A 15,390-nucleotide genomic window follows, 5' to 3' on the forward strand; every position below is an offset into this window, starting at 1 on the left:
TCGGCCCGCGCGCGCCGACCTCAGCGGCGAGCGCTCAGGCGAACATCAGTGTATTGAGCAGCACGATGTTGACGGCCAGCAGGATGAGCGCGGTAGGCACCTGCGCGCGAATTACGCCGTATTTGTCGGGCAGCTCGAGCAGGGCGGCCGGTACGATGTTGTAGTTGGCCGCCATCGGCGTGAGCAGGGTACCGCAATAACCGGAGAACATGCCGATTGCCGCCATGGTGGCAGGGTTGCCATGGAACACGCCGACCAGCACCGGCACGCCGATTCCGCCCGTCATCACCGGGAACGCGGCGAAGCCGTTGCCCATGATAACGGTGAAGAGCGCCATCCCGATGCAGTACACCGCGACCGCTACGAAGCGGTGGTCCAGATCGATGTAGGTGGTGCTCAGGTGCGCCACCGCCTTGCCGACGCCCGCATCGGCGAACACGAGCCCCAGCATGCCCAGCAGTTGCGGCAGCACGACCGCCCACGACAGCGCGTCGATGAGGCGCCGCGTTTCGCGGATCGACTGGCCGACGGTATCGTGCGTGAGCCGGCACGCGAGCGCCAACGCGACGATGCAGCCGATCCCGAACGACACGAGCGTGACGTTCTTCGGATCGAAAAGCGCGTGGCTGCCGAATACCAGATGCGCGGACAGCAGCGTGCCGACGACGGTGACCGCCGGAATCGTCAGCGCGGGCACGAAGAGCCGGTTGCCGAGCTGCTTTGCCCGTTCGCGCAACTCGGCCTCGCCGCGCACGCGCGGCTTCGCGCCGGTCACGCCGCCGAAGCCCGCGACGAGCGCCATCACGATGACGATCACGCCTGTTACCGCGCTCGGCAGCACGTCGCCCGCGAGGAACACGACGCCGTACAACATCCAGAAGCCGCCCGCGAGCCAGCGCTTCGGGTGGTCGCGGTCGCTGACGATGACGCCGCCGATCACGAACAGCAGCACGCCGAGCAGCCAGAAAAACCAGGTGAGCGAAATCATGCGCGATCTCCTTGAGCCGGCGCGGCGGCGAGCTCGACGCTCGCATCGCTCTCCTGCTGATGTTGAGGGGCGCTGCCGCCGCAGCGGCGCGCGAGCCAGCCGTCGAGGCGATGAAGGCGCACGCTTTGCACAATGAACGCGGCGAGCGCGGTCGGCATGCCCCATACCGCGACGTGCATCGGCTCGACCGCGATGCCCGATTCCTTCAGAAACGTCACCATTAGCACGATCGCGCCGAACGCGACGAAGATGTCTTCGCCGAAGAACAGCCCCACGTTGTCGGTCGCGGCGGAGAACGCGCGGATGCGGTAACGCTCGGTGTCGCCGAGCTTGCCGAAGCGCGTTTGCGCGGCGCCCTCGGCCATCGGGGCAATCAGCGGACGCACCATCTGCGGATGGCCGCCGAGGCCCGTCAGCCCGAGCCCGGCCGTGGTCTCGCGCACGAACAGATACGCGATCAACAGACGCCCCGGCGTCGCCGCGCGGATGCCGCCGATCCAGATCTGCGCGCGCTCGCGCAGGCCGTGCCGCTCGAGCAGCCCGATTACCGCGAGCGGCAGCAGGATGATGAGCGGAATCACGCGGGTCTTCACGAAACCGCTGCCGATCGCTTCGAGAACCCGCTCGAGCGGAAAGTGCGCGGCGAAGCCCGTGACGACGGCCGCCGCGGTGACGATCAGCATCGGATTGAAGCGCAGCAGGAACCCCGCGATGATCACGAGGACGCCGAGCAGAGGATAAAGATTGACTGCAGCCGGGTGCATGGTCTGGTCTCCTTGCGGTTAGGGCTGGTCAGGCAGGTGGTTGGAATCGCCGCGCCGCCTGCGGCGGCACGGCATGACGGGGCGGCGCGCTCCCCGATACGCTCTCGCGCCGCCGCCGGTTCAGTCAGGCTGCGCGCCCATAGCCGCCGCCGCCCGGCGTTTCGATCACGAACACGTCGCCCGGATTGACCTGCGCGGTGTGGGTGGCGCCGAAGCGTTCCACCGCGCCGTTCGCGCGCTCGATCCAGTTGCGTCCCGGCCTGCCGTCCTCGCCGCCCGCGAGTCCGAACGGGGCGACGCGGCGACGGTTCGCGAGAATGTTCGCGGTCATCGCGCGCGTAAAGCGGATGCGCCGCACCGCGCCGTCGCCGCCTGCCTGCAGCCCGGCGCCGCCGCTGCCGGTGCGGATCCCGTGCTGCTCGACGATCACCGGGAAGCGCCACTCGATCACCTCCGGATCGGTCATGCGCGAGTTGGTCATGTGCGTCTGCACCGCCGACGTGCCCGGATGACTGCGTCCCGCGCCGGAGCCGCCCGCGATCGTTTCGTAATACTGCCTGGTCTCGTCGCCGAACGTAAAGTTGTTCATCGTTCCCTGCGAGCCGGCCATCACGCCGAGCGCGCCATACAGCGCGTCGGTGATCGACTGCGAAACCTCGACGTTGCCGGCCACCACAGCGGCCGGATACGCGGGGTTCAGCATCGAGCCGTGCGGAATCACGATGTCGATCGGGCGCAGCACGCCTTCGTTCATCGGAATGCTGCCGGCGAGCAGCGTGCGGAACACGTACAGCACGGCGGCCTTGCACACCGAGCGCGGCGCGTTGAAGTTGCTGTTGCGCTGCTCGCTCGTGCCGGCGAAATCGACGCGCGCGCTGCGCTGGTCGTGATCGATCGACACCTTCACGCGGATCACGGCGCCGTCGTCCATCGCGTACGCGAACTCGCCGTCGGCGAGCGCGTCGATCGCGTCGCGCACGGCTTCCTCGGCGTTGTCCTGCACGTGGTTCATGTACGCGAGCACCACCTCGGCGCCGTAACGGTCCACCGCGCGCAGCAGTTCGTTCGCGCCGCATTCGCAGGCGGCGATCTGCGCGGTCAGGTCGGCGATGTTCTGGTCGACGTTACGGCTCGGCCACGGGCCGCTGCCGAACAGCTTGCGCACCTCGTCCTCGAGAAAGCGCCCCTGCGCGACGATGCGCACATTGTCGAGCAGCACGCCTTCTTCTTCGATGGTCGTGCTGTTCGGCGGCATCGAACCCGGCGTGATGCCACCGACGTCGCCGTGATGGCCGCGCGCGGCGACGTAGAACAGCAGCGCGCCGTCGTCGCCGTACACCGGCATCACCACGGTGATGTCGGGCAGGTGAGTGCCGCCGTTGTACGGCACGTTGAGCATGAACACGTCGCCGCGGCGCATGCTCGCGCCGTGCTCGCGGATCACGCTCTGCACGCTATCGCTCATCGACCCCAGATGCACGGGGATGTGCGGCGCGTTCGCGATCAGCCCGCCCGCGCGGTCGAAGATCGCGCACGAGAAGTCGAGCCGCTCTTTCATGTTGACCGAGTAGGAGGTCTTTTCGAGCGTCACGCCCATCTGCTGCGCGATCGACATGAAGATGTTGTTGAACACCTCCAGATGCACCGGATGGCGCGCGGTGGTGATCGTCAGCGCCGCGGCTCCGCGCTCCGCTTCCTGCCGTTCGAGCAGCAGCGTGCCGTCGTCGAGCACGCGCGCGCGCCAGCCCGGCTGCAGCACGATGGTGGAAATGTCCTCGGCAATCAGCGCCGGGCCTTCGATGCGCGTGCCCGCGGCGAGCGTCTTGCGCACGCGCAGCGGCACCGCGCGCAACGCGCCGTCGGCGAACATCGGCACGTTGCCCGCCGCCGTCCCGCTGCTCTGCACCAACGGCGCGCCGATGCGCGGCTGCGTGCCGGTCTGGCCGACCGCCTCGACGACGATCGATTCGATCACGAGCGGCTTGCCGCTCATCACGAAGCCGTAGCGCTTGCGATGCAGCGCTTCGAACGTGCGGGTCATCGCGGCGGCGTCGCCGAACGGCACTTCGAGCGTCGAGTCGGTGTTCTGATACTTGAGCCGCGCCGCGCGCATCGCCTCGACCTGCGCGCGCGGCACGCGCTGCGCGGTGACCTGCGCGATCGCGTCGGTTTCGAGCGCTTCGTACGCGGGTTCGAGCGACGCAGCGGTGGCTGGGTCAAGCGTCGCTTCGACGGCTTTCTCGCGCAGCACGCGCAGATCGGCGAGGCCCATGCCGAACGCGGACAGTACGCCTGCGAACGGATGCAGCACGATGCGGCGCATGCCGAGCGCGTCGGCGACCGCGCACGCGTGCTGGCCGCCCGCGCCGCCGAACGCGCACAGCGCGTAGTCGGACACGTCGTGACCACGCTCGACCGAAATTGTCTTGATCGCCTGCGCCATGCTGTCGACGGCAACCGTCAGAAAGCCTTCGGCCACCGCTTCGGGGCTCATCCGCTGGCCGGTTTCGCGCTCGACCTGCACGGCCACTTCGGTGAAGCGGTGCCGCACCGTTTCGGTATCGAGCGGCAGATTGCCCTGCGGTCCGAACACATGCGGGAAGTGCTCGGCCTGCACGCGGCCGAGCATCACGTTGCAGTCCGTCACCGTGAGCGGGCCGCCGTTGCGATAGCTCGCCGGCCCCGGATACGCGCCGGCCGATTCCGGGCCGACCTTGAAGCGTCCGTTCTCGAAGCTGCAGATGGAGCCGCCGCCCGCGGCCACCGTGTGAATGTCCATCATCGGTGCGCGCACGCGCACGCCCGCGACCTGGGTCTCGAATACGCGTTCGTACGCGCCGTCGTAATGGGCGACGTCGGTCGACGTGCCGCCCATGTCGAAGCCGATCACTTTGTGTTCGCCGACCGCCTCGCAGGTCTTCACCGCGCCGACGATGCCGCCGGCCGGTCCCGAAAGGATCGCGTCCTTGCCGTGGAAGTGATGGGCTTCCGCGAGACCGCCGCTCGACTGCATGAACATCAGGCGCACGGAGCCCGTCTGACCCGACACGCGCTCGACGTAGTCCTGCAGCACCGGCGACAGATAGGCGTCCACCACGGTGGTGTCGCCGCGGCCGACGAGCTTCATCAGCGGACTCACGCGGTGGCTCACCGAAATCTGCGTGAAGCCGCATTCGCGCGCGAGCGCCGCGACGCGCAATTCGTGTTCGGGGAAGCGATAGCCGTGCATCAGTACGATCGCGACCGACGTGATGCCGGCCGCGCGTGCCGCCTGCAAGCCGGCGCGCGCGGCAACCTCGTCGAGCGGGTGGAGCAGCTCGCCGCGCGCGCCGACGCGCTCATCGATTTCCAGCACGCGCTCGTACATTTGCGCGGGCAACTGGATGTGGCGCGCGAAGATATCCGGACGCTCCTGATAGCCGATGCGCAGCTGATCGGCGAAGCCGCGCGTGATCGCGAGCAGCGTGCGTGCGCCCTTGCGTTCGAGCAGCGCGTTCGTGGCGACCGTGGTGCCCATCTTCACGACTTCGATGCGCTCGTGCGGCAGCGGCTCGGCGGCGGCGAGGCCGAGCAGGTCGCGCATGCCCTGCACGACGGCGTCCTGATAGCGGTCGGGGTTCTCCGACAGCAACTTGTGCGTGACGAGCGTTCCGTCGGGCCGGCGTGCGACGATGTCGGTGAAAGTGCCGCCGCGGTCGACCCAGAACTGCCAGCGGCCAACGTCGGCGCGCTCGTTGCCCGGTGTCTTTTCCACGTTCTGGTCTTGATCGGTGTGCTGCGTGTTGTTCATCTGCTTCGAGCTCCGTTGATTCAGACTGCGCTGGCGGACGCGTCTCGACGGCGGCCGGTCCATATGTAGCATGGCGCGATTGTCGAAGCGGCGGGCCGCGCGAGTCCAGGCAGAAAAATAAATCCAGGGTATAAAAAAATCGTATATCGCCGGCAGGTCATTGTTTTTGCGATGTGAATCCGCATTCTTAATGTCCATTCACGGTTATCGATCAGGGTTTGCCCCGTATTTATCGTCCTCGATAGTGGGTTTTCGATGAAGGCCCAAAGAAAATTTTGTTGGCTTTGGAATAAGAAACGCTAGCGGTTGATAAATCGTTGTGTTCGAATACGCCGGCCGGCTTTTGTCGGATCATTGGTGCGAGCGGGAGGGGCGCGTCGAAACCCCCATGGAGCAAGGCTTTCCGGCCATGCGCCCGGTCGTCGCATTGTGCGCGGAACGGAAGGCAGCGGGAAAGAAGAGAGACAGAAGCGGGAAAGAACCCGGAATGAACATGGAAAGAGCCGGGAGAGAAGGCGGATAGAAGAAAGGGCAGGATCGTAAATGAAATCGGGAAAAGCAGCCTAAAGATAGGCGTGCTGAATGCCGTCAACCAGCTTGCGCCATGAGCGCAGTCCGGTCATTCCGGGTTAGCGAGCCTGAATGTCGCGACGTGCCGGACGGAGGCTGAGCGGTAGTGGTGGTGGCGTCTTGCCAGTTGCAGGCGCGCGTGAATACCGATCTGCGCATCGTCACGGTCAGCGCGGTGCCGCAGCGAGCGATGACGACCGATGCGGCGCAGCGAGTTGATGCGAACGCCAGTGCGCGCGAGCCTGCGACCGCTGGTGCGCCGATCGATAGCGTCGCGCAGCGTGCCGGCGGACCTGCGCGCTGTGCGAAGCGGCGGTGGAGCGACGGTGCAGCGGCAATGCAGCCGGCCCCGACCGCGCGAGCAACTGTCACAGACTGTCAAAGATAATGGCGCGCGCCGACCCCATGCGAGAATGGCGCGGGGCTCGCTACTGCGCGGCACCGACTTCGCGCGATCGGTACGGATTCCATAGCTTCCCGCTCCATGCCCTGACCACTGCACGCGCCTTTCCTGTTCACTTGCCTACTTTCCTGTCATGAGACATCTGACGCTCAAACAAAAAATGTGGATTCCGTTGGTGCTGTGCTGGATTTCGCTGCTGATCGTGACCGTTGTGAATGCGTTCGACGCACGGGCCGCGCAGATGCGCGTGCGGCTCGCCGGTCTCGCGAACGTCGTGGACATGTCGGCGTCCATCGTCGCCGACTACGCGAAGGCCGTCGACGCGGGGAAACTGTCGGTCGACGAAGCCCAGCGGCAGGCGATTGCGCGCGTCGACGCGCAGCGCTACGGCACTTCCGGCTACGTGTCGATCGTGCGCGACGACAAGGTGCTGATCGACAATCCGCTCAGCCCGAAGCTCAACGGCAAGGACATGAGCCAGTTCCGCGACGCCAAGGGCAATCTGCTGTACCAGGAAATCGTCGCTGCGGGCAACCTGGGTAGCGGCAGCGGCGTGCTGCATTACTGGTGGCCGAAGCCCGGTGAAAGCCGGCCGAGCGAAAAAGTGAGCTTCGTGAAAGGTTTCGCGCCGTGGCACTGGAACTTCATCGCCGGCGAGTACATGGACGACATTCAGGCGCAGTTCTACGCGACGCTGGTCCGCTCAGCCGCGTTGCTCGCCGTGCTCGGCGGCATTGCGTCGTTCGTCGCGATGCGGGTCGGGCGCAACGTGTATCGCTCGATCGGCGGCGAACCGTCGGCGGCGGCCGCGATCGTCGCGCAGATCGCACAAGGGCATCTCGCGACCGATATCGTGCTGGCGCCCGGCGACCGTTCGAGCCTGCTCTTTTCGTTGCGCGAGATGCGCGACCAGCTCGCGGGCGCGGTGCGGCACATCCTCGTGTCGACGGAGACGATTGCCGGCGCGTCGAAGGAGATCGCCACCGGCAACCTCGATCTGTCGAGCCGCACGCAGCAGCAGGCTGCGTCGCTGGAACAGACCACCGCGAGCATGGAGGAACTGACCGAAACCGTTCGGCGCAACGCGGACAGCGCGCAAAGCGCGTCGGCGCTCGCGGCCGGGGCGTCGGACATCGCGATGCGCGGCGGCCGCGCGGTCGGCAACATGGCCGGCAAGATGGAGGACATCTCGAACAGTTCGCACAAGATGGGCGAATTCATCGGCGTGATCGAAGGCATCGCGTTCCAGACCAACATCCTTGCGCTGAACGCTGCGGTGGAAGCGGCTCGCGCGGGCGACCAGGGTCGTGGATTCGCGGTCGTCGCGGGCGAAGTGCGTCAGCTCGCACAGCGTTGCGCGGGCGCGGCGAAGGAGATCAAGGCGCTGATCGGGCAGTCGAGCGCGCAGGTGGACGAAGAGTTGACGCTCGCCGCCGACGCCGGCGCGACGATGAACGAGGTGGTCGAAGCGGTGCGGCGTCTCGCGTCGATCGTCGGCGAAATATCGGACGTGTCGAAGCATCAGAGCGCGCGCATCGGCGAAGTCAACGTCGCGATTCGCGAGATGGACGACATGACCCAGCGTAACGCGGCGCTCGTCGAACGGGCAGCCGCCGCGGCCGGTTCGCTCGACTATCAGGCGGGACGGCTTCAGCAATCGGTGTCGGCGTTCCGGGTCGAGCCGCAGGGCGTGGCGTGATCGGCGCTGTTCGGCAGGCGCGGCCCGGTTGCCTCCCCGGCATCGCGCCGCCCGCTCATATCGATACCCGCATCCCTTGTTTGGCGCGGCAGCGCCGTGTGCATGGAATCGTCGGTCCACCTCGCCGGTAGCCGCTGGCACAAGCGCACTCGCTCACGATGAAAGGAGCAACATGAACGCCGACGAAAGACTGAACCGCCTGATCGAACCTGGCCGCGCGCCGAGCAACCCAAAGGCGAAATATTGGAATGCCACGCGCTGGGGCGATCTCGTCTTCGTGTCGGGCAAGTCGGCGAATTCAGCCTGCGTGATCTGGTCGAGATGATGGCCGAACGGGGCTGTCGCTGGCGCACACGACGATCATGCGTTGGGTGAAGCGTTTTACGCCGGAGTTCGTCAAGCGCTGGAATCGGATTGCCATACCGGCAGGCCGGTCCTGGCGTGTTGTCGAGGACCTATTTGAAGATTCGTGGCAATCGCTTTTATCAACTTCGCACTGGCCGTCGACGGTCTTGGATAGTGTGAACACGTCTGATCGCCAGAAATCCGGGGAAGGTCCCCACCGAAAGGAGCCCCGTAATTTCCGTGTTTAAGGCGGGTTGAGAGCCACACGGACGGCTGAATGAATCGATCCGCGTATTGGCCATCGCGTGGCGATCACGTTGGAAGCGATCCATGCGGTCGAGGCGCTTGAAGAGGCATTCGCGAAATATGGTCAGCCGGAGGTCGTCAACACCGATCAGGGCAGTCAGTTCGCCGCGACCGCTTTTACCGACACGGTTCTGGATCGGGAAGACCATCGCCTTCGGGCGTCGGGCGCTGAACGGCCCTGAAGGGCTGTTCAGCCCCTGGTTCCCAGATCGTTGATAATGCGGCGTTGGACATTATCGCCGCCGCGCACGATCTGCGCCTTGTCTTGCCAGACACGACCACGTATATGAACAAGATACTTATCAGCGGTTGTCTTGCCGGCTTGCCGGTGCGTTACGACGGCCGCGCGAATACGCTTGCCAGCGCACTATTGCACGTTTGGCGCGATGAAGGGCGACTCGTCGTTGTGTGCCCGGAAGTCGCTGCTGGGTTCGACACGCCGCGCCGTCCAGCCGAGATCCAGATGCGGCGCAGTGGCCACGATGTGCTGGATGGCACAGCGCGGATTCACGACGATGCAGGCGCAGACGTCACAGCGCTCTTCGTCGACGGTGCACGATACGCACTCGAGCAGGCGATCGCGCACGGCTGTCGCTATGCGCTGCTCGTCGACGGCAGTCCATCGTGTGGCAGCAGTTTCATCTATGATGGCTCGTTCTCCCGTGTCGCACACCGTGCCTCAGGTGTGACAGCCGCGTTGCTCGTTCAGCACGGTATCCGTGTGTTTGCTCCATCCCAGCTCCATGACCTTGCTTCGCTAATCGACCTCGATACGTAAAAGCGGAGCGTTGCTGTGGGTAAATCGGCTGCCTTGGAGAAACCTGAACGGCTGTTGAGGGTCGACTACGGGCAACTGAATCAAGCAGTCGCCGGCCATATGGGGACGCTGATTGCAGTTGACAGGCGGACCTTTGAATGGCGGAAAACCTTTCCATCGCTGCCGCTAACCGGCCTAACACTATCGCCCGGTTGTCTGTCAAAGGCGCAGCGCACCGCTTCACGGAAGTGTGAGCGAACCGTCCTGCGTTGACACAACTGGCCATCCTCTCTTTCCAGACAGAAGACGCAACAACGCAGCCACAATCGCTTCTGGAGCATCTTCTTGTACGAGATGCCCGGCGTTGGGAATCACTTGCAGTTGGGCGCCGCGGATAGTGCGCTGCAACAGTCGACCGCGCTCCGCAGGGATCCATTGACCGTCTTCGCCCCAAAGCACCAGCGTTTGGCAGCGGACCTTTGAGTAGAGCGGGGAAACTTCCTCGGTGTAGTGCTGAACTGCGTGAGCGCCAGCAGCCAGAGCAGGGTGCGTTCGCGCAGCGGTGCGAGAGAAGGGGTCATGGATGGGCTTCGAGCCTGAAAGTAAAAAGGCGCGGCAGGGTTGCCGCGCCCGCAGGATCGCTCAGTCGTCGATCGTTTCGTGGGCCGCCTGCGCGCCGCGCCGCCAGTAGGCGCAAGCGCGAATGCGCTTCTTGTCGACGCCGCGCTCGTTGCACAGATGCGCGCGCACCGCGCGGATCGCCGAGGCTTCGCCCGCGGCCCAGACGTAACCCTCGCCGGGCGGCAGCCACACGCCGGACACGGCGTCCACGAGCGGATGCTCCGACTCGCTTTCGTCGCCGCGTTCGTCCCGATAGCACCAGATGGCGTAAAGATCGGCTTCGGTGGGCAGCTCGATGCGGGCCGCGCGATTCGCCACTTCCACGACCACGGCCACGCGCGCGCCAGCCGGCAGCTCCGTGAGGCGCCGCTGAATGGCGGGCAGCGCCGTTTCGTCGCCGATCAGCAGATGCCAGTCGAAGCCCGTGGGAATCACCATGGAGCCGCGCGGACCGCCCACGCCGAGATACTGGCCGGCCTGCGCCTGTGCCGCCCATGCCGTGGCCGGGCCGGCTTCGTGCAGCGCGAATTCCAGATCGAGTTCGTTGGTTTGCGGATCGAAGCGCCGGGGCGTGTAGTCGCGCGCAGCGGGACGCTCGACGCCTTCTGGGAAGACGATGCCGTCCGGGCCCAAAGTTGGCAGTACTGGCTTTTCCTCACTGGCGGCGGGAAAGAACACCTTGATGTGATCGTCGAATGACGCCGAGACGAAGTCGCTCAGATCGCCCGTGAGCGTCACGCGGATTAGCGAGGGCGAGAGCGCCGTGACGCGCACCACGCGCAACAGTCGGAACTTCAGCGGGTGACGCACACGGACGACTTCGAGTTGGGACGGGTTCTGCATGTATGGCTCCGATGATGTTGGGGTGGCGCGGCGTGGGCCTGCGTCTGGCGCATGGTGGCCCGATGCGGTGTGTCAAACGCCTTCGCTCTCACTGCCGTTTTCAATTTCCCGGGTGGCGCGCGCAAGAATCGCGGCGATGCGGCGCTGTTCTTCCGGCGCGGCGTCGGTGCGGCGCAGCAGCGCGCGCTTGAGCGCGCGGCGCGCCTCGATCAGTTCGCGCACCCAGGCGCTGCCTTCGGCGGGATCTTCGCCGGCCATGGCGCGGCGCATGACTTCCATCTTGCGGCCGAAGTGCGTGAGTTTCGCGAGGATCAGGTCCGCGCGTTCGCGGTTGGCCTCGAGGTACGAGCGGCCTTCGGGCGAAAGCTCGTAGCGCTTGCGGTTGCCTTCCAGCGTCACGCTCACGTAGCCCAGCTCTTCCAGGTACGTGAGGGCCGGATAGACCATGCCGGGGCTCGGGCTGTAGAAGCCGTTCGAACGCGCGTCGAGCGCCTTGATGAGTTCGTAGCCGTGGCTCGGGCGCTCGGCGAGCAGCACGAGCAGCATGAGTTGCAGATCTTCGGACGTGAACTTGCGGCCACGGCCAAAACCGTCGCCGTCGCCGAAACCGCCAAAGCCGCGGCCGAAACCTTCGCCGAAGTCGCCGGGACCTTCGCCGCCGCGATGGCGGCTCATGGCGTGACGCAACGCTCGAAGCGCCTGCATGGCCGGATGCTGGCCGCCGAAGAAGTCGCGCGGATCGCGCGCGCCGTAGCCGTGACGGCCGGGATCACCAAAGTGCGGATGGTGGCGCATAGGGCCTCCTTATCTCAAGAGTGTCTTAAAACATGTCTTAAGATATATATCGTAAGAGTGTTTGTCAAAGAGAATATTTGGGGCATGGGCGCCAGCGGGCCGCGATGTGCGCGACGCGTCAGTCGTCCTGCAACTCGCTCGACGCCTCGACGAGGCATTGGACGAACAACTCCGTGGCGGGTCCGCTGACATCCGCGCGCGAGTGCGCGATGACCTCACCGAGCCGCTCGATCGCCGGCAGCGGCAAAACTCGCATGTTGGCGCGTATGGCGTGGCTTCGCGCGATCGAGACCGGCAGGATGGAGACGAAATCGCCGCGTTGGAGCAGCGCCAGATTGAGCGCGAGCGAACTCGATTCGACGCTGCTCGCCGCGGGCACGATGCCTTGCGCATCGAGCGTTGCGATCAGCGTCGTATAAGCCGGCGATCCGCGTTGCGGCGTGATCCACCGGCATTCGCGCAGATCGGCCCAGCCAGGCTGCCGATCCGGCGCGCCGAGCGGGTGAGCCGCCCCGGCCACGAATACGAACGGATCGCGCAGCAACGTCTCGTGCTTCACGGGAACGAGCGTACTCGTGATCCGGTTGCGGCCCACCGCGACGTCGAGGTCGCCGTCTTCGAGCATCTTGAGCAGGCGGTCGAGCGTGGCCTCGACGAATGAAAACGAGGCGGCCGGAGCGCGTCTCAGAAACAGCTCGACGGCGTTGGCCACGAGCGGATCGGGAACGGTCACGACCGCGCCCACGCGCACATGTCCGCCCGTGCCGGCCGCAAGCGCGCTGACGTCGCGTCGCGCCAGCTCCAGATGACGCAGCACGTCCCGTCCGCACGCGACGATGACCTTGCCGATTGCCGTCAGCTCGAGCTTGTTGCCGCTGCGGGTGACGACGGCCACCCCGATCGCCTCCTCGATCTCCGCGATCTGCTTGGAAATGGCCGGCTGCGTCACGTGAAACGCATTGGCCACTCGCGTCACCTGGCCCAGGTCCGCGAGCGCGACGAGGATGCGCAGATGCGGCAGCTTGAGTCCGGACCGAAAGAAGCGTTCGATTGGATCGATGTTCGGCATCAGCGTTTTCCCTTATTCGGTATAACTGCCAGGTTATATGCTACGCCGAAAGAGTGATTTGCAGATCGGAGTGCGTGCCGGCTACTCTGGAGGCCCGTCTAGTCTCGCGCATTGCGTTGCGCGGCACCTGCAACCGGGTTGCATCACATAACAGAGGAGCGGCCGAGGGTCGCCCACGATAGCGCGGCAGGTCAATGCGCCGGAGACAGCATGAGCATCGAGTCATTGGGTAATGGCGGGTGGGTGGGCGACGCGCAGTCGGGCGGTTTGTCCGCCGGGCCATCGGCGAGCTGCGGCGACTGGAGCGAGCAGCGCCAGGCCGCGCTTTATCGCAAGCTCGCGCGCCACATCCTGCCGTTCCTGTTCCTCGCTTTCATGGTCGCGTACATCGATCGGGTCAATGTGAGCTTTGCGAGGCTGCAAATGCTCGCCGACCTGAAACTCAGCGATACGGCCTATGGGACGGGTGCCGGAATTTTCTTTCTCGGCTATTTCATTTTCGAAGTGCCGAGCAATCTGATTCTGAGCCGCGTCGGCGCGCGACGCTGGATTGCGAGAATCATGATCACGTGGTCGATCATCTCGAGCCTCACGATGTTCGTGAATAGCGCGGCTTCTTTTTATGTCATGCGTTTTCTGCTCGGCGTTGCGGAAGCCGGCTTCTTTCCGGGCATCGTTCTGTATCTGTCGAACTGGTTTCCGTCAGGGCGGCGCACGCAGATCATCGCGATGTTCATGACGGCAATCCCGGTTTCCGGGGCGATAGGCGGTCCGCTTTCGGGCTGGGTCATGTCGGGTCTCGATGGCGTGAGCGGCGTCGCAGGCTGGAAATGGCTGTTCCTCGTCGAGGGCGCGGGCTCATTGGCGGTCGGCATCGCAGCGCTCTTCCTGCTCTATGACCGCATCGAATCGGTGCGCTGGCTGGACGCGGACGAAAAGGCATTGCTTCGCGACGACCTGGCCCGCGACGCAACCGTACGCGTCGAATATTCCGTCTGGCGCGCGCTGCGCAGCACGCGTGTCTGGATGTTGTGCCTCGCGTACTTCTGCATCGCGATGGGCAATTACGGGCTCGCGTTCTGGATGCCGACCATCATCAAGGCGAGCGGCGTCGCCAGTGTCGGCAACATCGGCTGGCTGTCGGCGGTGCCTTCCCTGATCAGCGCGGTCGCGATGGTGCTGATCGCGCGCCACGCGGATCGGCGCAACGAACGGCGCCGCCATGTCGCGCTCTGCTGCACGCTGGGCGCCGCCGGTTTGCTCGCATCGGTGCTGGGCGCCGCGAGCGTGCCGGTCGCGCTGCTTGCGCTGGTGCTGGCCGCCATCGGCATCAATGCCATTGCCCCCGTTTTCTGGGGCATTCCTACCGCGCTCATTGGCGGCTCCGGCGCGGCCGCTGCAATCGCCTTGATCAACTGCACCGGCAATCTCGCGGGCTTCGTCAGCCCGTTCATGGTGGGCTGGCTGTCCGACTTGAGCGGCGGCAAGCTGTTGCCCGGCATGCTCACCATTGCCGCCGCGCTGCTGCTTGGCGCGGGTCTCGTGCTTGTGCTGCCGAGGCGCCGTGAGGCCGCCGCCGGATCCGACAGGTTCTGACTTCTACACGATCCCGAGATATTCCGTATGACAGATTCCACATCCCCGGTGTGCATGATCACCGGCGCCGCAACGGGCATTGGCGCGGCCACCGCATTGCGCTTCGCGCGCGCGGGCTGGTCGGTGGCGATCGGCAATTTCGACGCCAGCACGCGAGCGTTCGCGGCGGACGTCGAAATGCAATGCCGCGCATCCGGTGCGGACGCCCTGGTGTTCGACGCCGACGTCAGCCGGGACGCCGACTGCCGCCGCGCGGTCGACAAGGTTGCTACGCGCTGGCGCCGCATCGATGCGCTCGTCAATTGCGCGGGGACGACGCGCGTGATCCCGCATCACGCGCTCGACGCGCTCGATGCCGCCGAATTCGAGCGGGTCTATCGCGTCAACGCGATCGGCGTGTTTCAGATGACGTCGGCGGCCGCGCCGCTGTTGCGCGAAACCGCCACTGAAGAGTGCAGCACGAGCGTCATCAACGTGTCGTCGCTGGCGGGTTTGAACGGAACCGGTTCGTCGATCGCCTACGCGGCCTCGAAAGGCGCGGTGAATACGATGACGCTTTCGCTCGCCCGCTCGCTCGCTCCCCATGTCCGTGTCAACGCGATCGCGCCCGGCATGGTCGACGACGGGCTGCTTCGACGTTCGCTAGACGCCGACGCATACGCGTCGGTACTGAGCCGTATGAAGACGAATGCGCCGCTCAAGCGCGTCTCAACGCCGGCGGAAATGGCGGAACTCGTATGGTTCCTGGCGGCGCACGCACACGCGATGACCGGACAGGTCATTGCGGCGGAAAACGGCCTGCTGCTGACGGGCGTGTGATCGCGCCGCGAGCGGGGCAACAGGC

General features: G+C 65.5%; 13 protein-coding genes and 1 pseudogene. 7 read left to right on the forward strand and 7 right to left on the reverse strand.

Annotated elements, in window-relative coordinates; all coding sequences use genetic code 11:
• Positions 1 to 34 precede the first annotated feature (34 nt).
• The 3 genes from C7411_RS24535 to C7411_RS24545 form a co-directional block, all read right to left on the reverse strand.
• A complete protein-coding gene (locus C7411_RS24535) occupies positions 35 to 988 on the reverse strand; it encodes a DUF979 domain-containing protein (RefSeq protein ID WP_110386628.1) in 954 nt (317 codons plus the stop codon).
• Entirely contained in the window at positions 985 to 1,752 is a 768-nt protein-coding gene (locus C7411_RS24540) for a DUF969 domain-containing protein (RefSeq protein ID WP_110386629.1), read from the reverse strand. Before C7411_RS24540 ends, C7411_RS24535 begins: the two co-directional genes overlap by 4 nt.
• 124 nt (positions 1,753 to 1,876) lie before the next feature.
• On the reverse strand, positions 1,877 to 5,542 hold the full coding sequence (locus C7411_RS24545) for a hydantoinase B/oxoprolinase family protein (RefSeq protein WP_110386630.1): 3,666 nt from the start codon (positions 5,540 to 5,542) through the stop codon (positions 1,877 to 1,879).
• Positions 5,543 to 6,648: 1,106 nt separating this feature from the next.
• On the opposite strand from C7411_RS24545, the gene C7411_RS24555 reads away from it, so the two are divergent.
• The 5 genes and pseudogenes from C7411_RS24555 to C7411_RS24575 all read left to right on the forward strand — a co-directional run bounded on the left by C7411_RS24555 (position 6,649) and on the right by C7411_RS24575 (position 9,643).
• Entirely contained in the window at positions 6,649 to 8,214 is a 1,566-nt protein-coding gene (locus C7411_RS24555) for a methyl-accepting chemotaxis protein (protein ID WP_110386632.1), read from the forward strand.
• A 172-nt stretch (positions 8,215 to 8,386) separates the two neighbouring features.
• Positions 8,387 to 8,539 carry a hypothetical protein gene (locus tag C7411_RS24560; RefSeq protein WP_181431371.1) on the forward strand — a complete coding sequence of 51 codons (153 nt, stop codon included), beginning with the start codon at positions 8,387 to 8,389 and terminating at the stop codon, positions 8,537 to 8,539.
• Positions 8,509 to 8,709: pseudogene (locus tag C7411_RS39015) on the forward strand (IS6 family transposase); the annotation flags it as partial. The gene C7411_RS24560 and the pseudogene C7411_RS39015, both read left to right, overlap by 31 nt.
• 155 nt (positions 8,710 to 8,864) lie before the next feature.
• Entirely contained in the window at positions 8,865 to 9,047 is a 183-nt protein-coding gene (locus C7411_RS24570; protein WP_110386633.1) for a hypothetical protein, read from the forward strand.
• 104 nt (positions 9,048 to 9,151) lie between these two features.
• Positions 9,152 to 9,643 carry a 2-thiouracil desulfurase family protein gene (locus tag C7411_RS24575; protein ID WP_110386689.1) on the forward strand — a complete coding sequence of 164 codons (492 nt, stop codon included), beginning with the start codon at positions 9,152 to 9,154 and terminating at the stop codon, positions 9,641 to 9,643.
• Positions 9,644 to 9,862: 219 nt separating this feature from the next.
• On the opposite strand, the gene C7411_RS24580 is transcribed toward C7411_RS24575, so the two are convergent.
• The 4 genes from C7411_RS24580 to C7411_RS24595 all read right to left on the reverse strand — a co-directional run bounded on the left by C7411_RS24580 (position 9,863) and on the right by C7411_RS24595 (position 12,950).
• Complete coding sequence (locus C7411_RS24580) at positions 9,863 to 10,261, reverse strand: alpha/beta fold hydrolase (RefSeq protein WP_110386634.1); 399 nt, start codon at positions 10,259 to 10,261, stop codon at positions 9,863 to 9,865.
• 3 nt (positions 10,262 to 10,264) lie between these two features.
• Positions 10,265 to 11,086: a siderophore-interacting protein gene (locus C7411_RS24585; protein ID WP_110386635.1), complete on the reverse strand. Its 822-nt coding sequence runs from the start codon at positions 11,084 to 11,086 to the stop codon at positions 10,265 to 10,267.
• Positions 11,087 to 11,158: 72 nt separating this feature from the next.
• Positions 11,159 to 11,881 carry a PadR family transcriptional regulator gene (locus C7411_RS24590; RefSeq protein ID WP_110386636.1) on the reverse strand — a complete coding sequence of 241 codons (723 nt, stop codon included), beginning with the start codon at positions 11,879 to 11,881 and terminating at the stop codon, positions 11,159 to 11,161.
• Positions 11,882 to 11,999: 118 nt separating this feature from the next.
• Positions 12,000 to 12,950 carry a LysR family transcriptional regulator gene (locus C7411_RS24595; RefSeq protein WP_110386637.1) on the reverse strand — a complete coding sequence of 317 codons (951 nt, stop codon included), beginning with the start codon at positions 12,948 to 12,950 and terminating at the stop codon, positions 12,000 to 12,002.
• 210 nt (positions 12,951 to 13,160) lie between these two features.
• On the opposite strand from C7411_RS24595, the gene C7411_RS24600 reads away from it, so the two are divergent.
• Both C7411_RS24600 and C7411_RS24605 read left to right on the forward strand, forming a co-directional pair.
• Positions 13,161 to 14,546 (forward strand): MFS transporter, encoded by a 1,386-nt coding sequence (locus C7411_RS24600; RefSeq protein ID WP_110386638.1) that lies wholly within the window; start codon positions 13,161 to 13,163, stop codon positions 14,544 to 14,546.
• Between the two features lie 27 nt (positions 14,547 to 14,573).
• A complete protein-coding gene (locus tag C7411_RS24605) occupies positions 14,574 to 15,365 on the forward strand; it encodes an SDR family NAD(P)-dependent oxidoreductase (protein WP_110386639.1) in 792 nt (263 codons plus the stop codon).
• Positions 15,366 to 15,390 lie beyond the last annotated feature (25 nt).

The organism is Paraburkholderia silvatlantica (assembly GCF_003096715.1).
Classification (GTDB): Bacteria; Pseudomonadota; Gammaproteobacteria; order Burkholderiales; family Burkholderiaceae; genus Paraburkholderia; species Paraburkholderia silvatlantica.